The sequence below is a fragment of the Pediococcus cellicola genome (assembly GCF_001438655.1).
GTDB lineage: Bacteria > Bacillota > Bacilli > Lactobacillales > Lactobacillaceae > Pediococcus > Pediococcus cellicola.
Genome location: NZ_JQBR01000001.1, coordinates 119,068 through 140,041 on the forward strand (window position 1 = coordinate 119,068; position 20,974 = coordinate 140,041).

Genomic DNA, 20,974 nt, shown 5'->3' on the forward strand with positions numbered 1-20,974 from the left:
CATGGAGGGACTAATAACTATGGCAAACACCAAAAAAAGTAATAGCAAAGTAACACCAAATCAAAAAACAGATAAAGGTTCTGCGAATGTGTTTAATACAAAAGCCTATAAAAAAGAAGTAAATGCTTTAATCAAGGCAAAAAAGCCTTCAAAACAGCTTCAATACAATGAACTATCTGATAAAATTGCCACTCCGTTCAAACTGGATGCTCGTCAGATCGATGATCTTATTCAAAAAGTCGAAGATGCAGGAATTAGCATTGTCGACGAAAATGGCGATCCTAGTACACATGCTTTGAAAGCTCAGAAAATAAGCAAAAAAGAATTGGATGACACCAAAGCACCAGCAGGGGTCAAAATTAACGATCCAGTTCGAATGTATCTAAAAGAAATTGGTCGTGTGCCTTTGTTAACCGCAAAACAAGAAGTTGATTTAGCGCTCCGCATTGAAAAAGGCGAAGAAAGTGCGAAACAAGAACTTGCAGAGGCTAACTTACGATTAGTAGTTTCAATTGCCAAAAGGTACGTAGGTCGAGGCATGCAATTTCTGGATTTAATCCAAGAAGGTAACATGGGTTTAATGAAGGCGGTTGAAAAGTTTGATTATCGCAAAGGATTTAAGTTCTCAACTTACGCTACCTGGTGGATTCGCCAGGCAATTACACGTGCCATTGCGGATCAGGCGCGCACGATTCGTATTCCGGTTCATATGGTTGAAACAATTAATAAATTAATTCGTATTCAACGTCAGTTACTTCAAGATCTTGGTCGAGAACCTACTCCTGAGGAGATTGGTGCTGAAATGGATATGCCAACTGAAAAAGTTCGAGAAATTCTTAAAATTGCTCAAGAGCCAGTCTCCTTGGAAACTCCAATTGGTGAAGAAGATGACTCGCATTTGGGCGACTTCATTGAAGACTCGGATGCCACAAGTCCTGCAGACCATGCCGCTTACGAATTATTAAAAGAACAATTGGAAGGTGTTTTGGACACGTTAACGGATCGCGAAGAGAACGTCTTAAGGTTGCGCTTTGGCCTAGATGACGGGCGTACACGCACTTTGGAAGAAGTCGGTAAAGTCTTCGGCGTGACTCGCGAACGAATTCGTCAAATTGAAGCAAAAGCTTTACGTAAATTGAGGCATCCTTCAAGATCTAAACAGTTAAAAGACTTCTTGGACTAAGAAAACTAGGGTTTGAATAGATTTGAATAGGTTTCAAAAAGACACTCCCAATCCACTCTCGCTGGTCTTTCAGCGGGTAAAAAAGACTTTTTAGAAGTAAATTGCAACATTTTTAAAGTTTTTTCAGGATTTTGAATAAAAAATTCAGTTTTTAGCACAATTCATCCAATCTATGCAGATAAAATTAAAAATGAATCACACTCCTTGAATCGAGAGTAAGATAACCAACAAATGCCGTTAAACAGGGATTTATAGCGTTTGAGCTTTTCTTATAATTCGATTAGACACTCTCGATCCACTCCCACTAGGCTTTCAACGGGTATAGATTTAAATTTCAGGAGTGAGTAGATTTCATGAATTTTATCAGTGGTAAAAATAAGTTAAACTTATTTTAAATAAAGGGATAATGATTTTAAAAATTCAATTCATGATTTGAATTTTACGGGAATTTTGATTGATTGAAAAAAAGGAGTCAGTTCACAATAAGAACTGACTCCTATTTTTTTGTTTATTTTCCCGACAAAAATTATTTTAGGTTTTGATTTTTTCGGTCGATTTCCTTGTTAACTTCCTTGTAATAATAATATTGTAGAGGAAACAATACGGTAAAAGAAAAAAGTTCCACTAATTCGACATAAATGTTTTTACTCAAAGAAGTGTCGGCCATAAATAGAATTAATGTGCCTAGGAAGAATCCTTGTTTTGAAAAATGAAAATGCTATTTTTTTGTGTGTATCTCTTGTAACCAGTCAGCTATTTGTAGCATGGTTTCTTCGTTGTCAGGAGAATTGGTCACTGAAAGAATAAAATCACCAGCTTGGTTAACAATTTCATTATTAATTAATCGGTAACCATTTTGATTAATGAAATAAAGACTTGCCATTAGAGCTGTTCGCTTGTTGCCATCTACAAAAACGTGCTTTTTAGTGATTTTTTGTAGAATAAAGGCCGCTTTTAGCCAAATGGTTGGATACAGTTCATGACCAAATACGACCTGGGCTGGTTGTTCAATAACTACGTGTAAAGACTCGGTAGATTGGACACCATAGTTGGTTCCATCAACCTGAAGAACAACTTGCTTATTTAGTTCAATCAGTTGCTGTGCCGTTAAATATTTAACTTTCATATTAGCGGTCCTTTAAATACTCAAGAACTGGTTTGAATTGATCAACAAATTCAGTAATATTGGTAACTTCTTTTGGTTTTAATTGATCAATCCGTTTAAAAATTATATCTCCATGTTCATTGATTGATGGCTCAAATTGAATATCAGTGGGCACATTTAACTCACTAGGTACAGTGATGACAGTAGTTTTAGCGACTTTACGAGTTTTAACGGTTTTTGGCATGAGTATCATTCCTTTCATTAGCAATAAGTTAACACAGAACGACGACATATGCAAGACATATGTTACTTGTGTTACGTATGATTGTTTTTCTGTAAAAAACAAGTTCTAGTGTTAGCGAAATTAATCATCAACATCAGCATCAATTTTAGCTTTAGTCAATTTCTTGAATTTTGCTTCTGTTGTGGCGTAATACCACTGAACATTTGCGTATAGATATGCGTATTCTATCATGCCATCTGGTATAATATCTTCCTTAGATTTCCAAGTCATAATATCAAGTTTTCACCACGGACACTATGATAATCCGTTGTATATTTACCATGATTATTTTCATTTTCCAAAGCATCTTGGCGTGCTTGGGATAAAGCTTTGAAGAAGCTTGATAGAAAATAGTCGAATCCATATCTTTTGACTGCAGGACTGGATTCAATTGATGCGCCTAGACTTGAAAGGGCCCCTAATAAAATTGAAGGTTAAGATTTTGCCTTCAGGTAAGATTAATAGACATAATTCGACGCTCCTTTTCGGTTTTTCATTTTGAGTTGGGCATTAGTTTTTATAAAATCGACTAACTTTGTTATGATAAAATTAGGAACCCACCCGCACTCAGATGAGGAGGATGATGGTATGAAAACACTAGAACATTACCTAGATAGTAAGTTTGCTGCACTACCAGACACCGCTGAAACAAGAAGGACAAAAACGGACCTGTTGGCTAAGATGACAACGCGTTATGACGAGCTCTTAGGTCTTGGCAAAAATGAGAACGAAGCACTGGGTACTGTGATCTCGGAGTTTGATTCGGTTGAATCGCTCTTTGAAGGGATAACTCCGACCAACGCACCGCCCGGAGATGAAATGACGCAGTCGGAAGCGGAGGCCTTTTGGCGAAGTACAAAGCGACTGGCAGTGGCGATTGCTGGCGGAATATTAAGTATTGCCATCGGTGCCGGTCTCATGGTTGCACTACTCCCGACCTCACTAAACTGGCTAGGTGTGCTGCTTCTAATTTTCGGTTTAATTATTGGGATTAGTGCATTTATCGTGGTTGGCTTGGCTCATGTCCGGGTGAAGGTGCCGCTTGATAAACGCGTGCTCTCCACTCAAATTAAAGTACTAGCAAAGGATCGTCAGCAGGACTACTCCAGCAGTTTTACGATCGCTTTAGTTGGTGGGGTAGCGCTATGCCTCTTCGCACTATTTCCGCCAATCTTACAAACCATTTGGAGCGCTGAAAGTTTTGGCTTACTCAGCGTGGCGGCTTTCATTTGGATTTTAGGAAGTGGCCTATTTGCGATTGTTTATGGCAGCATGGTTTACGCTGGATACAGCCGATTGGCCCGCGCTGACGTCTTTTATGCCGTAACTGATCCGGATGATAGGATGCTAACCGAATTAAAACAGCGAAACCCAAAACTTCACGGATTCTTGTATCAACTTTATTGGCCACTAGTATTTGTAGCCTACCTGTTGTTCTCGTTTGTTTTTGGGTTCTGGACGCTGTCCTGGCTCATTTTCCCGATTGCCGGTGTCCTGTTTGCAGGCATCCGGAATTATGCGTTGCAGATCCCTAAAGGATGATTAATCCAGTTCAAATCGCTTACACATTAGTGGGCGATTTTTTGTTTGCACGGATGGTTGCATTTTGAGAAAGAGTGAGTGTAATGATTAGTGAGTGTTCACCCACTTTTAAATGAGAAGCGACAAACGCGACGGAAACGATTCACGTAACCGGTTTGCGGTGGGGATACGGTAAAACAGTCGAGGCTATCAGTTTAATGGTACAATCTGGTGAAATTTCAGCCTCGATTGAGGTTCCGAGTGGTTCTGGAAAAACGATGCTGATTAACAGTATTATAGAGATGCTCAAGCCAATGCCTTAATCGAATGTACTTTTACAACATCAGATTGTATGTTAGGCATTGCAATAAAATCTAGCTGCAACACTGGATTACAAGTTTTTTGTAAAGTTGCCACAAATTTATTGAAGAACTTCAATTGATCAACGGCCATTACAAAAGGATATTCATTGGTGCGTTTGCAATTATATAGCAGTTTGATTAAAAATGAAATTGACGTTTTTGATGAATCGTCAGTGAGTCCATATTCTTTTAATTGGCATTTTTCTTTCAATATTTGATTAGTTCCATCTAACCGTTGATGTCGTTATTTACCTCCACAATGCTAAGCAAGTGTTTTATGCTGTCACTTAAACAAGATTTATCTTTGACAAACATTTTAGTGAATTCAGTTGCTTTTAAATTATATTGATCACCAAACTCTTTATTCCAACGCTCTTCATAGGTATTATCAGAATTTAACTCATCAAATAACTTTTCAACTCAGTTAAAATTTCAGAGATAGACATCGTTTCAATTGATTGTTCACAAAAATCAATAAAATTGTAGAATGGTGAGAATCATCAATTGAAACAATCCAACCATCTTTTTTTGTAATTCTCCATTGCCATCGGCCAAATCGAAATGACTGATGATATCAGTTAGTAATTTTTCAGCTTCTTTATCTGTTCTTATAATCACATTTGTCAAATTCATTCTACTTTGAAGGAAAGCTGGACATGGCATTGTTTGCTAGTTTAGTAGACTAGTGCATCAGCCACTCGACCAATATTCCATTATAAGAGGAGCTGAACGCCAATAATTGGATAAATCCAAATTCTCGAGATTCAGTTCATCTTTTACTTTGGATTCTTTTTATTTTTTAAAATTTAAAAGCTAAATAACCACGTGATATAATGAATTCAAAAACAAAAAGGAATTTTTAAATGAATGCAGATAAACTTTCAAATCGATTACAGACAGTTGCAAATTTGGTAAAACAAGGCGCTCGAATTGCAGATATCGGGTCTGACCACGCATACTTACCCGTATATTTAGCAAAACAACAAGTAATTGATTTTGCGATTGCTGGTGAAGTTGTACCTGGACCACATGCTAATGCAACCCACGAAATTAAAGTTCAGGCTGTTCAAGATATTGTATCTTCACGTTTGGGCAATGGCCTTGCGGTTGTGACGCCAGATGACCGAATTGACACCGTAATTATCGCCGGAATGGGTGGCACTTTGATTGCAGATATTTTGGAAAAAGGTCAAGCTAAGCTTCTTACAGTCACTAATTTGGTTTTGCAACCTAATGTAGGTGAGCCACGCGTTCGTCAATGGTTAATGAAGCACCATTATGAAATTACTGGGGAACAGATTCTAAAAGAAGATCATCATATTTACGAAGTACTAGCAGCACAAAAAACAACGCAAACGATTCGTTATTCAGAAAAAGAATTATTATTTGGGCCACAGTTATTAAAAGAATTACCTAACCCAATTTTCACTGAGAAGTGGCAAGCAGAATTAAAACGTGAGCAACAGGCCATACAGCAAATGAAACAAGCCCAAGTTTTGCCACAGGACCGAATTGACCATTTGCAACAAAAAATTCGTTTGATAAAGGAGGTTTTAAACGATGAAAATTAGGAGTTTCACACAACAACTTGATCAATTTGCTCCCAAGCAATTGGCCGAACCGGGTGATCCAATCGGTTTACAAATTGGTGATCTTGATGCGCAATTCACACGGGTTTTAGTCACGTTAGACGTTCGCCCAGAGGTGGTTGCCGAAGCCATAGAAAAGCACTGTGAGTTGATTGTGGCTCATCATCCGGTTATGTTTCATTCAGCTCGTAACCTTGATTTAAGTGTTCCCCAAAATCACTTATATGCAGAAATTATCAAACACAACATGACGGTCTATGCGGCACATTCAAATTTAGATGCCGCCGAGAACGGTATGAACGATTGGTTGGCCGAAAAAATCGGTCTTAATAAACCGCAACGTCTATTAGACGGTTATGTGGATGAACACGGTCAACAATTTGGTATGGGGCGAATTGGGACCCTGGAAAAACCTATGTCAATTAAGCAGCTTGCTGAAAAACTAAAAATAGATTTTAACCTTCAGGGGTTGCGTTTGATTGCACAAAACCCACAAAAAGTGATTTCTCGTGTTGCGGTGCTTGGCGGTGATGGTGGCAAATACTTCAATCAAGCATTAGCCAAAGGCGCTGAGGTTTTCGTCACTGGTGATGTCTATTATCATACCGGTCATGATATGCTAGCAGCCGGCTTGGCAACTATTGATCCAGGACATAATATTGAGAAAATTTGTATCCCAAAACTAGCGAACTTATTTCGTTCGTGGAAAGATATCCAAAATAATCATATACAGGTGATTGAATCAAAAGTTAATACAGATCCTTTTACGTTTATTTAAAACCTATTTTTTTACAAAGAGGGGGCTAGTGCTTTGAATCCGGACAAATTTACAAATGCTTTGCAAGAAGCCTTGGGGCAAGCACAACAAATTGCCATAAATCGCAAGCATCAAGCTATTGGTGTCCCAGAATTGTTTAAATTTTTAGGACAACCTGATCAAATGGCAGGTAGTCTATTAACCGAATTAGGTGTTAACAATCAGGCTTTACAAAATGAACTTGACCGTCAACTAGACGCAATTGCAATCGTTGAAGGCGACAATATTCAATATGGTCAGACATTCAGCTCTAATTTATTAAAATTATTTCAAGTGGCTGAACAACTAAGCAAGCAGCTGGGTGATGAGTACGTGGCCACAGAGATTGTGGTGCAAGCGCTGCTTAAAATTGAGGATCCCCTTACGGATTTCTTAAAAAAACAACAAGTTAGTGAAACGAAATTGGCTGCACAAATCAAAAAAATGAGGGGAGGAGATCGTGTGACATCTAAAGATCAAGAAACTCAGTACAAAGCTCTCAAAAAATATGGTGTTGACATGGTTAAACTCGTCCATGAGGGTCACCAAGATCCGATTATTGGACGTGACGAGGAAATTATGGACGTCATCCGAATTTTATCTCGCAAAACTAAAAATAATCCAGTCCTCATTGGGGAACCTGGTGTCGGAAAAACAGCCATTGTTGAAGGATTAGCACAAAGAATTGCTCGTAAAGATGTGCCCGACAATCTAAAAGACAAAACCATTTTTTCACTAGATATGGGTGCTTTGATTGCAGGTGCCAAATATCGAGGAGAATTTGAAGAGCGTTTAAAAGCTGTTCTAAAAGCGGTCAAAAAATCTGACGGACACATTATCCTTTTTATTGATGAAATTCATAATATTGTCGGTGCGGGAAAAACTGAAGGCAGTATGGATGCCGGTAACTTGCTCAAACCAATGCTCGCTCGTGGCGAATTACACTTAATTGGAGCAACCACGCTAGATGAATATCGAGAATACATGGAAAAGGACAAAGCCCTTGAAAGGCGTTTTCAACGTGTGCTAGTTAAGGAGCCTTCTGTAGCTGATACCATCAGCATTTTACGCGGGCTTAAAGAAAGTTTTGAGATCCATCACGGTGTCAAAATACACGATAATGCCATTGTGGCTGCAGCTAATTTATCAAATCGGTATATCACTGATCGTTTTTTACCTGATAAAGCAATTGACTTAATTGATGAGGCTTCTGCCACAATTCGTGTTGAGATGAACTCTATTCCAACTGAACTGGACCAAACAAACCGACAGCTTATGCGAATGGAAGTTGAAGAGACAGCTCTTAAAAACGAGACTGACACAGCTTCAGCACAAAGATTGAGTGAATTAAAAACAGAACTTGAAAATACTCGTGAAAAGAAAAATCATCTACAGAGACAGTGGGAAGCTGAAAAGAAAGCCATCAAAACGGTTAACGCAAAACGAACTGAACTTGAAGATGCTAAGCACAAATTAGAGGAAGCTGAAAATAATTATGATCTTGAACAAGCAGCCAAACTTCAACATGGTGTTATACCGCAATTAGAACGCGAACTGAAACAACTTCAGCAAAACGAAAAGCAGGATGCTAGCCATTGGCTAGTTGAGCAGTCTGTGACAGAAAATGAGATTGCTAACGTTGTCAGTAAAATGACGGGTATTCCAGTGACAAAATTGGTCAAAGGCGAGCGTGAAAAACTATTGCACCTTGCAGATAGTTTGCATAAGCGTGTGATTGGTCAAAATGAGGCGGTTGAAGCAGTTTCAGATGCTGTTTTACGTTCCAGAGCCGGTTTACAAGATCCTAATCGGCCACTGGGATCGTTCATGTTTTTAGGTCCCACTGGCGTTGGTAAAACTGAACTTGCAAAAGCCTTAGCAGAGAATTTATTTGATTCAGAACAGCATATGGTAAGAATTGACATGTCAGAATACATGGAAAAAGAATCCGTTTCTCGCTTAGTAGGTGCCGCGCCTGGCTATATTGGCTATGAAGAAGGCGGACAACTCACCGAAGCTGTGCGCCGCAATCCGTACACAATAGTGTTGTTTGATGAAATCGAAAAGGCCCATCCAGATGTCTTTAATATTTTATTGCAGGTCTTGGATGATGGTCGGCTTACTGATGGTCAGGGGCGAACTGTAGATTTTAAAAACACCATTTTAATTATGACCTCTAATCTTGGCTCAGATGTCTTATTACATGGTGTGGATGAAAATGGATTTTTGATAGAGCAAGCCAAACAGGCCGTGTTGTCTCTCACACAAACTAAATTTAAGCCTGAATTCTTGAATCGAATTGATGACATTATTATGTTTGCACCACTCAACTTAAAAGATATTGAGCAAATTGTTGAAAAGATGATTGCCCAATTATCAAGCCGATTAGCTGATCAAGAAATTCACTTAGAAATTTCGTCTGCTGCTAAAGAATGGATTGCAAAACAGGGATATGATCCTGCCTATGGCGCACGCCCACTACGTCGCTACATCTCTACAGAAGTGGAAACGCCTTTAGCTAAGGAAATTATATCGCAACGCATTAAGCCACATAGTACGGTCAATATTGATCTAATTGCCAATCAATTGGCATTTCAAAATACGATAAATGCATAATACAAAAAAGCGTAGGATTCACAATAAATATGAATGCTACGCTTTTATAAATTATTAAAGGTTCAATTGGTAAAAACACCGAACATACTCGGGAGTCTTTATTTAACTGAATCACTTTTAGATAATAAACTAATTCCATTAGAAGTAATTAGTGCGGCCACCGCGGCCACAATTCCAATAGTTAATGGTTTATATGTCATAACTTCTAGGGCACCCCCGATGGCACCAATAACTTCGCCAAAAATAAATGACCAGAAAATAATAACGACTTGTTTCATTACAGGACACCTCTCAATCAGAAATAGTTTAGCACAATTTACACAAAAATCAACTCAATTAGAGTCAGTCTAGTTTCTTATTACGCATATTTTTGTATAATGAAATTAAGAATTAAATCGAAAAGGAGGCGATATCATGAGTTTTGTACCCTTACAGGTTTCCAGTAGTTTCAGTTTATTACAAAGCACCACAAAAATTGTCGACCTGGTTAAAACCGCCAAATCAAGAGGCTTTCGATCCCTAGCACTTGCAGATACAAATGTGATGTACGGTCTAGTTGACTTCTACAATGCTTGCCGGACCGAAGGGATCAAACCGATTCTTGGCTTAAAGTTGGAGTTGTTTGGGGCCGTCGATTCTGAAAACCGCTTTCCAATTTTATTATTTGCTAAGGATTCGGTTGGTTATCAGCATCTGATGAAGATAAGTACCAAGAAAAACACTGAACCCAATGGTCAGGATCTTTTTTATAAACAAATCGAACCGCTTTTGAGTCATCTTTATCTTATTTTTCCAGCTGGCAATTCAGAGTTAGTTACCTTAGTAGAACGTGGGGATACCAAACTTGCCGAGCAACTAATCGCCTACATTCAGCAATACACTGACACTCAAAGCCTTTTAGTTGGCGTTAACGATCAACAATCAGAAGTTTTGCAAGCAACCTTACAACAAGTCACGCAAACGACACATACAGCAATGGTCACATTGCCTGAAGTGAATTATCTAAATGCCAGTGATCACTTTGCAACACAAGTTCTACGCGATATTGAAAAGGGCGAGGTCATTCGTAATCCAGAGCAATTTGAGAATTACAAGGGAGGAAATTGGCTACATCCTCAAAGCGAATATGAAAGTCATTATCAAGAAAAACATTTAGAAGCCGCTATGAATTGGACGCAAACGGTAGCCAAAAACTGCAATGTCACCTTAGAATTTAAAAAACCAGAATTACCTGCTTTTAATGTACCAAAAGGTTTTAACTCAAAGACATATCTGAAAAAGCTCACGAACGATGGTCTGCAAGCTCGATTAAGTCATCAAAAAGATAATGAAAAAGTTTATCAAAACCGGTTGAATCGTGAGCTCGATGTGATTGATAAAATGGGATTCGATGATTACTTTTTAATCGTCTGGGATGTGATGAATTTCGCGCACCAACATGAAATCACAACTGGTCCAGGTCGAGGCTCTGCGGCGGGCTCGCTTGTTGCTTATAGTCTTAGAATTACAGATGTTGACCCGTTGAAATATGATCTTTTGTTTGAACGCTTTTTAAATCCAGAGCGTTCCCAAATGCCAGATATTGATTTAGATATTCCTGATAATAAACGTGACGAAATTTTGCAGTATGTCCACGATAAATATGGCCATAACCATGTCTCACAAATTATTACCTTTGGAACATTAGCTGCCAAACAGGCTTTACGTGATGTCGGACGCGTATTTGGTATGGCACCTTATGAAATTAATCAACTCAGTAAACTAGTACCTAGTACTCTAAAAATCACTTTAAAAGAAGCTATGCAACAATCTCAAAAATTGCGTAATTGGTTATCGGACAGCTCTAAAAATAAGCTTTTATTCAGTGTGGCCCTTCAAGTTGAGGGGCTTCCTAGACACTTTTCCACACATGCTGCGGGCGTTGTTTTAAGTGCTCAAAATTTAAGCGATGTTGTGCCGTTGCAATCTGGTAGTGATGAGTTACTGCTCACACAGTATCCCAAAGATACAGTAGAGGCATTGGGCTTACTAAAAATGGATTTTTTGGGTCTTCGTAATTTAAGTATTATGGCAAACACCATCCGCATTATAAAACGGACAGTGAATGCCAACTTTGATGTCAGTCAAATTAATTTGACTGATAAAGCCACCCTAGAACTATTTCAAAATGCGGATACAACCGGCGTTTTCCAATTTGAATCGAGCGGTATCCGAAATGTGTTAAAACAATTGCACCCCGAAACCTTTGAATTGGTTGCGGCAGTGGATGCCCTGTACCGACCGGGTCCGATGGAAAATATTGACACTTTTATTAAACGAAAAAAAGGGCAAGAAGCTGTAAAGTATCCAGATAAAAGTTTGATTCCAATTTTAAAAAATACTTATGGTATTTTGGTTTATCAAGAGCAAGTTATGCAAGTGGCCTCTATCATGGGCGGTTTCTCACTTGGAGAGGCTGACTTACTGAGAAGGGCCATGAGCAAGAAGAAACGCACTGTCATTGATGAAATGAAGGCTAAATTTATTTTTGGTGCCACACAAAAGGGCTATCCTGAGCAAACTGCTAGGCAGGTGTATGATTATATTGAACGTTTTGCAAATTATGGATTTAATAAATCACACGCCGTTGCATACTCTAAAATGGCATTTGAGCTTGCTTATTTAAAGGTTCATTATCCAGCAGCTTTCTTTGCGGCATTATTGAATTCAGTCATCAACAATGCTAGCAAAATTAAACTATACTTGTCAGAAGCAAAACAACACGGCGTCCAAGTTGAAGCACCAAATATTAATTTAAGTCAATCTACTTTTATTTTAAAACAAGGAAAAATTCTTTTTGGGTTATCCTGCATCAAAGGTGTCCGACGAGATTTTGTGAATGACATTTTACAAGAAAGACAGAAAAATGGGCCATTCATTGATTTGCAGGCGTTTTTACAGCGAATGCCAGCAAAGTGGCTTAAACAGGACTTAATGGAAGCGCTCATTTATGCTGGGACTTTCGATACTTTTGGTTATAATCGTGCTGAGCTGATTTTGAGTTTGCCAGATTTATTAAGTAGCGTAGAATTGAGCGGCAGCAGCATGAATTTATTTGAAAAACTTGCTCCCAAAATTAAAAAAATTCCGGATTTGACGTTAGAAGAGAAATTAGAGAAAGAAAATGAATTTTTAGGTGCTTATCTTTCAGGACACCCAGTCGAACAATTTGATCAATTACGTCAACAGTATAAAATTACAGATATCTTAAATCTTTCCTTGAACCAAACAGCAACCTGTTTAGTGTACATCAATAAAATACGTACCATTCGTACTAAACGGGGCGAACAAATGGCGTTTGTGACCGCAAGTGACTTGACTGGTGAAATTGACATTACAGTTTTCCCGAACCAATATAAAGCATTTACTAGTGTGTTGGAAAAGGGGAGAGTGATCTTAGTACAAGGCAAAGTTGATGAGCGTAATGGGCTTCAATTAATTGCTAACCAGATGACCTTAGCTGAACAACTTATGAAATCTGCGTCATTAGAAAAGCAACGTTGGGTGCTTCGAATGGTTTCCGATAGACCAGAAGAAAAGAAAAAATTACTCCAAATCATACGGAATCATCCGGGAACTATTCCTGTTTTGTTATTTTATCCAAAAACAGATAAAAAAGTTTTATTAGAAAAACGCTTTTGGCTGACCAACACTGCCGAAACTAATTCAGCGCTTACAACCCTTTTAGGGAGGGGAAATGTTGTCTTGCAAGTTGTTAAAAATACCGGTATCTAGGGATTTGTTCGTCATGTTTTTCAATAAGAATAAAGACATTCAATTTCAAAAGTGGTAAAATTACAGATGAAGTTTATGAAACTCAATAATTATTTACTTGAGGTGAAGAAATGAAACGCATTGGTATTTTAACCAGTGGTGGCGATGCTCCAGCAATGAATGCTGCAATCCGTGCGGTGGCACGAAAAGCAATTAGTGCTGGATTAGAAGCTTATGGCATTAATTATGGTTTTGCTGGCTTAGTAGCCGGAGATATTCATAAGTTTGCTGCTGCTGATTTGGACGACTCAATTGATGAAGGTGGAACATTATTATATTCTGCTCGGTATCCAGAGTTTGCCCAAGTAGAAGGACAGTTAAAAGGAATTGAGCAACTGAAGAAATTCGGGATTGATGCTTTAGTTGTTATTGGTGGCGATGGTTCTTATCATGGTGCTTTAAGGCTTACTGAACATGGCTATAACACAATTGGTCTTCCAGGCACAATTGATAATGATATTCCATACACTGATTTTACAATCGGTTTTGATACAGCCTTAAACACAGCTGTTGAGGCTATTGATAAGATTCGAGACACAGCCAAGAGTCATCAACGTGTGTTTGCCGTTCAGGTCATGGGCCGTAAAGCTGCTGATATTGCACTTTGGGCTGGTGTTGCTACTGGTGCAGACGCAATTGTTGCTCCAGGACATGATTACGATATTAAAGAAATTGCCGAAAAGCTCAAGCGTAACCGAGTTGATGGCAAGGATTATGGTATTATCGTGATTGCCGAAGGGGACGCTAATTCTGATGCAGCGCCTGAATTCTTAGAAAAGCTTAAAGAATATGGTGACTTCGATGCACGAGCAGTTGTCTTGGGACATGTTCAACGTGGTGGTCGTCCAACAGCTCGCGATCGTGTCTTGGCAAGCAAGATGGGTGCATACGCTGTAGATCTTTTATTGCAAGGTAAAGGCGGTTTAGCTGTTGGTATCTTGGATAATAAAGTTCAAGCACACGACATTACTGACTTGTTTAATGCAAAACATCAACCTGATTCTTCGCTTTATGAATTGAATCAAGATCTATCATTTAAATAAACATTTAAACTCTGGTAAAAACGACATTAAAGTCTTTTTATAAACTAATCAAGGGAGAGATATAGTTATGAAGAAAACCAAGATTGTTTCGACACTTGGTCCTGCAAGTACATCAGTAGATACAATTGTTAAATTGATCGAAGCTGGTGCAAATATTTTCCGTTTCAACTTTTCACATGGTGATCACGCAGAACATTTAGACCGCTACAACAAAGTTATGGAAGCAGAAAAGATTACTGGAAAAACTGTTGGTATCCTTTTAGATACTAAGGGTGCAGAAATCCGTACGACAGTTCAAAAAGATGGTAATCAGGAATATCATACTGGTGACAAGGCACGTATCTCAATGGATGACTCATTAGAGACAACCAAAGACAAAATTGCAGTTACGTATCCTGGCTTGTACGATGATGTGCATGTTGGTGGCCATGTGTTGTTTGATGATGGTTTACTTGACTTTAAGATCGACGAAAAAGATGAAGAAAATCATGAATTAGTTGTTCATGCAATGAACAACGGTGTTCTTGGTTCACGTAAAGGAACAAATGCACCTGGCGTTTCAATTAACTTACCAGGAATTACTGACAAAGACTCAAGCGATATCCGTTTTGGTTGTGATAACATGAACATCAACTTTATCGCTGCAAGTTTTGTTCGTAAACCACAAGATGTCCTTGATATTCGTCAACTTTTGGAAGAAAAGAACATGACTGATGTTCAAATCTTCCCTAAGATTGAATCTCAAGAAGGTATCGATAACGCTGATGAAATTCTTAAAGTTTCTGATGGTTTGATGATTGCTCGTGGAGACATGGGTGTTGAGATTCCTGCTGAAAATGTACCTTTGGTTCAAAAATCATTGATCAAGAAATGTAATGCACTAGGTATGCCTGTTATTACAGCTACTCAAATGTTAGATTCAATGATTGAAAACCCACGTCCAACTCGTGCTGAAGCTTCTGATGTTGCTAATGCCGTTTGGGATGGTACAGATGCCACAATGCTTTCAGGTGAAAGTGCTAATGGTGCTTATCCTGTTGAATCTGTTGCAACCATGGCTAAGATTGACGAAAAAGCTGAAAATGCTATGGCTGAAGATGGTAACTTGCAAATTAACAAGTTCGATCAAAGTGACGTTACCGAAACAATCGGTGCTGCTGTTGCTCGTGCTGCAAAGAACTTGGGTGTTAAAACCATTGTTGCTGCAACTGAATCTGGCTACACTGCAAAAATGATTTCAAAATATCGTCCAAATGCTGATATTTTAGCAATCACTTTTGATGAACGTACTCGTCGTGGATTAACTGTTGAATGGGGCGTACATCCAATCGTAGCCGAAAAACCAGCTACAACTGATGATATGTTTGACTTAGCTGCTAACAAAGCTGTTGATTTAGGCTTTGCAAAAGAAGGCGACTTAATTCTTATCACTGCTGGTGTTCCTGTTGGCGAACGCGGCACAACTAACATGATGAAATTACAATTAATTGGTTCTAAGTTAGCATCTGGTCAAGGTGTTGGTGACGAAACAGTTATTGGTAAGGCAGTTATCGCAACTTCTGCTAAAGAAGCTAACGATAAAGCAGTCGAAGGCGGTATTCTTGTAACAAAGACTACTGACAAAGATTACTTACCTGCTATTGAAAAATCTAGTGCATTAGTTGTCGAGAATGGTGGTTTAACTTCTCACGCTGCAGTTGTTGGAATTTCAATGGGAATTCCTGTAATTGTAGGTGTTCAGAATGCTACATCAATTCTTTCTGATGATGAATTAATCACTGTTGATTCACGTCGTGGTGTTATTTATCACGGTGCTTCAAACGCTATTTAATTGATTCATTGATGCTTTTACAAAAAGACCGCTGTCAAAACAGCGGTCTTTTTCATACATATTAAGTTAAAATAAAGGAGTGAAATTTTTTCAATGGAGAGTTGGTTATTCTTAATCGGCATTTTGATTATTGCAATTTTAGGTCATAATCAATCTTTAATGTTTGCTACAGCTGCAGTCTTAGTACTTATGGCTATTCCTAATTCATCAAAATTATTGTCCCTTATCGAAAAACAAGGAATTAATTGGGGTGTCACCATTATTACAGTCGCAATTTTGATTCCAATCGCAACGGGACGAGTTGGTTTTTCGGATTTACTAAATGCTTTTAAATCTCCAGTTGGGTGGATCGCCATATTTTGTGGTATATTGGTATCGATTCTTTCTGCTCGTGGGGTTGGATTTTTAGCCATCTCACCAGAAGTAACGGTGGCCTTAGTTTTTGGAACTATTTTGGGTGTGGTTTTTCTGCGTGGGGTAGCCGCTGGTCCTATCATTGCTTCGGGAATTGCCTTTTGCATTCTCCAGTTATTAAATATAAAAATTTGAGGAGTTAACATGAATAATTTATTAGGTCACGTGATCGATACAAAAATGACGGATGAAAATGAAGATTATTATTTCTTACAAAACGAAGGAACTGTCTTCGAACTAGATAAAAAAGAACCAGTAAAACCTTTACACATTGGGGGACATTTTCAAGGATTTGCTTACGAAAATGAAGATCATAAGTTGCAAATCACCTCGCAAATCCCCAAAATTCAAGTTGGCCGTATGGGCTTTGGCACAGTCGTACAAAGTCGCAGGGACCTAGGTGTTTTTGTAGATATCGGCCTCCCCAACAAAGATATGGTGGTCTCTTTAGATGAATTACCAACGATCAAGAGTCTTTGGCCTCAAAAAGGAGATCGCTTATTAATTAGTTTACGAATCGACCATAAAAATCGGATGTGGGGAACATTGGCTGACGAATCAACCTTCCAAGAAATCTCACAAAAAGCTCCCCAAAACCTCAAAAATAAAAATTTAAAAGCCACTGTTTATCGCTTGAAGTTAGTTGGGACGCTAGTGATTACAAAAGATTATTACCTGGGCTTTATTCATCCAAGCGAACGTGATCAAGAACCACGGCTAGGCGAAGAAGTTGCTGCACGAGTGATTGGTATCCATCCAGATGGGACGTTGAATCTTTCGTTAAAGCCTCGCAGTTATGAAGCTATTGGCGACGACGCGGCTATGCTGCTTGCCATGTTGCAACACAATGAGGACCATGAATTGCCTTTTACCGACAAAAGTAGTCCGATTGCCATAAAAAATGAATTTGGTATTAGTAAGGGACAATTCAAACGTGCAGTTGGCCATTTATTGAAGGCTGGTGTGGTGACACAAGCAGATGGTTATCTAAAATTAAAAGAAGAAGGGTAGTCATATGGAAAACGTTCTTCAAGATTATTTGCATTCACTTCTGGTAGAACGTGGGCTTTCCCATAACACGATTATTTCCTATGGACAAGAATTGAAAGAATTTTTTGAATTTTTAAAAATTCAAAAAATAAACTCATTCGATCGAATTGATAGATATACTATTTTGAACTATTTAAAGCATTGCGATGCTGAACAAAAATCGCGTAATTCGATCATTCATACTGTGACCAGTTTGCGTCAGTTCTTTGATTACTTGGTTACAGAAAATAAAATCAATTCTGATCCAATGCTTAAAATTGATACACCAAAATCGGCTCATCATCTACCTCAAGTTTTAAGTGCTACAGAAATTCAAGCCTTACTAAACGTCCCGGATACACATAAAAAGCTTGGCGTTCGCGATCGAACTTTACTGGAAGTGATGTATGCAACAGGACTACGTGTAAGCGAAGTTGCAAACTTAAAATTAGATGATTTGAGACTAGAGATGGGTTTAATTACTACAATTGGTAAGGGCGATAAACAGCGAATTATCCCCATTGGAGACGTAGCGATTCATTGGTTAGAGGACTATCTGGATGGTGCCCGACAAATACTATTAAAAGGTCGAACAAGTGACTATGTCTTTTTAAATAACCATGGCAATCAAATGACACGTCAGGGCATTTGGAAAAACTTGAAAGCCATGGTGAGAAAAGCTGGTATCACAAAGGATGTGACACCACATACAATTCGTCACTCTTTTGCTACAACGCTATTGGAAAATGGCGCAGACCTTCGAACTGTTCAGGAATTACTTGGTCATGCTGATATTTCTACGACTCAAATTTATACCCACGTCACCAAACGACATTTAACGGAAGTTTACAATAAATACCATCCACGAGCTTAGCCAAAATTGTCGCATTAGTTAAAATATGGTAAAGTTGTTTATAATGTTTATAATTTTAATTGAAACAGACCCTTAGGAGGCTGAGTTCAACTTGTTAGTAAAATATAGAGATTCTTTCCAAAAAATAGTCATGGGATTACTTTCTTTTATTCCCGAACTGAACAATATTGACCGCATCAATCACGAACTAGATTGGTATGCAGCTAGTGATGATCGCAGCTTATTTTTGCAAAAAAATCAAGACGGTGATTTTATTGGATTGGTGGGTATTGAAAAACAAGCCCCTTATTTAATGATCCATCATTTGGCTTTCATACCACAACAACAAACGAGTGAACATGAAGATGAAATTTTCGATTTTTTATCAGATTATTATCCAGATTTACAAATGATGGGTACCATTGAAACCACTCCAATATTAGCAAAATGGGAAAAGAAGAAACATGACCAGGATGAATGATGACCGCTTACAACAGTTACCAAATGTGAAAATTAGTGCCTTTGAAGGTCCGTTAGATTTACTTTTACACCTTATTAAACAGGCTGAAATGGATATTTATGATATTCAGATTTCTGAAATCACTTCACAATATTTGGCGTATTTACATGTAAACCAACAGTTAAAACTGGACGTAGCGGGTGAATATCTCATTATGGCGGCTACTCTCATGCGTATTAAAAGTAAAATGCTTTTACCTACTAAACTGGAAGTCGATGATGAGTCGGAAGAAGAGCAAGATCCTAGGTTAGATCTTGTGACCCAGTTGGTAGAATATCAGAAGTTTCAGCAGGCAGCACAAAATCTGAAAACTTATGAAGAAAAACGTCAAGCTTTTTATACACGACAAGAATCCTCGGTCCCATCTGGAATGAAACTAGCTCATTTGGCGCCAGGGCTGACTGTTGATGCCCTTCAACAGGCTTTTCAAAAAATTATAATTCGACAGGAAAATGCACAACCCATCCATCGGACCATCACAGAAGAAAGCTTTTCAATTGCCGACCAATCAAGACTAATTGAAAAGAAATTGAGCCACTCTGCAAACGGACTTGATTTTAATCGATTATTTGAAAAAACGACTAGTGTTGTGAACGTTGTGGTAACTTTTATGGCAATGCTAGAGTTGGTAAAAAAAAGACAAATAACCTTTCAACAATCTGATCGGCTGGGGACCATTAAATTATTTAGTTTGGAAGATGATCATGGCAAGTAATATTCAAAAAATAGAAGCCCTGTTATTTGTCTGTGGGGAGGACGGTTTAAGTATTAATGATCTAGCTGATATGACCGGCTTTATGAAACCAGCTGTCTTATCGATGCTAGATAAGCTCACCCAAAAATACCAACAAGACTCTGATTGTGCGTTACTAATTCTACAAGCAGGTGGGCGTTATCGCCTTGCCACTAAGCCGAGCGTTGCCCCAGTGATAAAGAACTATTTTGATGCGCCACAGTTAACAAAACTCTCTACCGCTTCGCTTGAGGTACTCGCCATTGTGGCCTACAAACAACCCATAACGCGGATAGAAATTGACGAAATTCGTGGCGTTCAAAGTGGTTCAATGTTGCAAAAACTCTCGCTACGCAATTTGATTCAAGAAGCAGGAAGACTTGAAGAGCCGGGAAGACCAATTCTTTATAAAACATCACCATATTTTCTTAATTATTTTGGCTTAAAGAATCTTGAAGATTTACCAGCACTCCCTCAGATCAAGTCTGAAGATAGTGAAGATACGCACGATCTTTATTTGAAACGGTTCAGTGAAAAACTAAAGAAAAATGAGGATACACAAGATGGCAAATGAACGGTTACAAAAGGTAATGGCAGAAGCAGGAGTGGCTTCACGACGTAAGTCTGAAACCTTGATTACCTCTGGACACGTCACAGTAAATGGCAAAAAAATAACGACCCTTGGCACAAAAGTTGAAGATGAGGATCGTATTGAAGTTAACGGGATTCCGCTTCAAAGAGAAAAGCTAGTTTATTTACTTTTCTATAAGCCTCGTGGTGTTATTTCAAGTGTAAGTGATGAGAAACATCGTAAGACTGTCATGAGCTACTTTCCAGATGTCAGACAACGGATTTATCCAGTAGGTCGTCTGGATTATGATACTTCTGGAATTTTGTTAATGACTAACGATGGTAAATTGGCTAATCAATTAACACATCCTAAATATCATTTTGAAAAAACCTATGTGGCAAAAGTTGAAGGAATTCCGACCAATGATCAATTAGAAAAGTTACGACATGGAATTCGAATTGATAGAAAGCTAACCTCCCCAGCAAAGACCAAAGTGCTTAGTTCCGATTTGGAAAAGAAATCTGCAATTATAGAGCTTACAATTCATGAAGGCAGAAATCACCAGGTCAAAAAGATGTTCGAAAAAATTGGTCATCCCGTCACTAAGTTAAAACGTGAGAAATATGGTTTTTTGACTTTAGACGGCCTTCAGTCTGGAGAATGGCGCGCATTAAAAGCAACTGAGATTACGCGTTTAAAGAAAAGGTAGCCC

General features: G+C 38.4%; 19 protein-coding genes. 15 read left to right on the forward strand and 4 right to left on the reverse strand.

The genetic code is table 11. From position 1 onward, the window contains the following. The first annotated feature begins 1 nt into the window (after nt 1). Nucleotides 2-1,183 carry an RNA polymerase sigma factor RpoD gene (gene rpoD, locus IV80_RS00570; RefSeq protein ID WP_371861630.1) on the forward strand — a complete coding sequence of 394 codons (1,182 nt, stop codon included), beginning with the start codon at nt 2-4 and terminating at the stop codon, nt 1,181-1,183. Nucleotides 1,184-1,901: 718 nt separating this feature from the next. Here rpoD and IV80_RS00575 read toward each other — a convergent pair. After that, nucleotides 1,902-2,309, reverse strand: coding sequence for a type II toxin-antitoxin system death-on-curing family toxin (locus IV80_RS00575; RefSeq protein ID WP_057747977.1), 408 nt, complete (start codon nt 2,307-2,309; stop codon nt 1,902-1,904). A gap of 1 nt (nt 2,310) precedes the next feature. Further along, nucleotides 2,311-2,532, reverse strand: coding sequence for a hypothetical protein (locus tag IV80_RS00580; protein WP_057747980.1), 222 nt, complete (start codon nt 2,530-2,532; stop codon nt 2,311-2,313). Between the two features lie 858 nt (nt 2,533-3,390). Here IV80_RS00580 and IV80_RS00585 point away from each other — a divergent pair. After that, nucleotides 3,391-4,113 carry a hypothetical protein gene (locus tag IV80_RS00585; RefSeq protein WP_236699547.1) on the forward strand — a complete coding sequence of 241 codons (723 nt, stop codon included), beginning with the start codon at nt 3,391-3,393 and terminating at the stop codon, nt 4,111-4,113. Nucleotides 4,114-4,925: 812 nt separating this feature from the next. Here the strand turns inward: IV80_RS00585 and IV80_RS10045 are convergent. Beyond that, a complete protein-coding gene (locus IV80_RS10045) occupies nt 4,926-5,081 on the reverse strand; it encodes a hypothetical protein (protein ID WP_162259287.1) in 156 nt (51 codons plus the stop codon). A 236-nt stretch (nt 5,082-5,317) separates the two neighbouring features. Between IV80_RS10045 and IV80_RS00595 the strand changes: the two genes are divergently transcribed. Genes IV80_RS00595 through clpB form a run of 3 tightly spaced genes read left to right on the forward strand, consistent with a single transcriptional unit; the run spans nt 5,318 to nt 9,455 of the window. Continuing rightward, nucleotides 5,318-6,025: a tRNA (adenine(22)-N(1))-methyltransferase gene (locus tag IV80_RS00595; RefSeq protein ID WP_057747989.1), complete on the forward strand. Its 708-nt coding sequence runs from the start codon at nt 5,318-5,320 to the stop codon at nt 6,023-6,025. Further along, entirely contained in the window at nt 6,015-6,821 is an 807-nt protein-coding gene (locus IV80_RS00600) for a Nif3-like dinuclear metal center hexameric protein (protein WP_057747992.1), read from the forward strand. Before IV80_RS00595 ends, IV80_RS00600 begins: the two co-directional genes overlap by 11 nt. 33 nt (nt 6,822-6,854) lie before the next feature. Continuing rightward, the gene (gene clpB, locus IV80_RS00605; protein ID WP_057747995.1) at nt 6,855-9,455 is read left to right on the forward strand and encodes an ATP-dependent chaperone ClpB; all 2,601 of its coding nucleotides are present in this window, start codon (nt 6,855-6,857) and stop codon (nt 9,453-9,455) included. Nucleotides 9,456-9,553: 98 nt separating this feature from the next. Here the strand turns inward: clpB and IV80_RS00610 are convergent, their stop codons facing one another. Continuing rightward, a complete protein-coding gene (locus IV80_RS00610; protein WP_057747998.1) occupies nt 9,554-9,733 on the reverse strand; it encodes a YjzD family protein in 180 nt (59 codons plus the stop codon). Nucleotides 9,734-9,869: 136 nt separating this feature from the next. Here IV80_RS00610 and dnaE point away from each other — a divergent pair, with 136 nt between their 5' ends. The 10 genes from dnaE (at nt 9,870) to IV80_RS00660 (ending at nt 20,971) form a co-directional block, all read left to right on the forward strand. Continuing rightward, complete coding sequence (dnaE, locus tag IV80_RS00615; protein WP_057748001.1) at nt 9,870-13,229, forward strand: DNA polymerase III subunit alpha; 3,360 nt, start codon at nt 9,870-9,872, stop codon at nt 13,227-13,229. Nucleotides 13,230-13,339: 110 nt separating this feature from the next. Continuing rightward, on the forward strand, nt 13,340-14,311 hold the full coding sequence (gene pfkA / locus IV80_RS00620) for a 6-phosphofructokinase (RefSeq protein WP_057748004.1): 972 nt from the start codon (nt 13,340-13,342) through the stop codon (nt 14,309-14,311). Nucleotides 14,312-14,378: 67 nt separating this feature from the next. Further along, nucleotides 14,379-16,142, forward strand: coding sequence for a pyruvate kinase (pyk, locus tag IV80_RS00625; RefSeq protein WP_057748007.1), 1,764 nt, complete (start codon nt 14,379-14,381; stop codon nt 16,140-16,142). A 93-nt stretch (nt 16,143-16,235) separates the two neighbouring features. Next, nucleotides 16,236-16,691 (forward strand): DUF441 domain-containing protein, encoded by a 456-nt coding sequence (locus tag IV80_RS00630; protein ID WP_057748010.1) that lies wholly within the window; start codon nt 16,236-16,238, stop codon nt 16,689-16,691. Nucleotides 16,692-16,700: 9 nt separating this feature from the next. After that, a complete protein-coding gene (locus IV80_RS00635; protein WP_057748013.1) occupies nt 16,701-17,567 on the forward strand; it encodes a CvfB family protein in 867 nt (288 codons plus the stop codon). Nucleotides 17,568-17,571: 4 nt separating this feature from the next. After that, nucleotides 17,572-18,459: a site-specific tyrosine recombinase XerD gene (gene xerD / locus IV80_RS00640; protein WP_057748016.1), complete on the forward strand. Its 888-nt coding sequence runs from the start codon at nt 17,572-17,574 to the stop codon at nt 18,457-18,459. 91 nt (nt 18,460-18,550) lie between these two features. After that, on the forward strand, nt 18,551-18,919 hold the full coding sequence (locus IV80_RS00645; RefSeq protein ID WP_057748019.1) for a hypothetical protein: 369 nt from the start codon (nt 18,551-18,553) through the stop codon (nt 18,917-18,919). Next, complete coding sequence (locus tag IV80_RS00650) at nt 18,903-19,673, forward strand: segregation and condensation protein A (RefSeq protein ID WP_083490457.1); 771 nt, start codon at nt 18,903-18,905, stop codon at nt 19,671-19,673. Before IV80_RS00645 ends, IV80_RS00650 begins: the two co-directional genes overlap by 17 nt. After that, a complete protein-coding gene (gene scpB / locus IV80_RS00655; protein WP_057748024.1) occupies nt 19,663-20,265 on the forward strand; it encodes an SMC-Scp complex subunit ScpB in 603 nt (200 codons plus the stop codon). Before IV80_RS00650 ends, scpB begins: the two co-directional genes overlap by 11 nt. Then, nucleotides 20,255-20,971 (forward strand): pseudouridine synthase, encoded by a 717-nt coding sequence (locus tag IV80_RS00660; protein ID WP_057748027.1) that lies wholly within the window; start codon nt 20,255-20,257, stop codon nt 20,969-20,971. Before scpB ends, IV80_RS00660 begins: the two co-directional genes overlap by 11 nt. Nucleotides 20,972-20,974 lie beyond the last annotated feature (3 nt).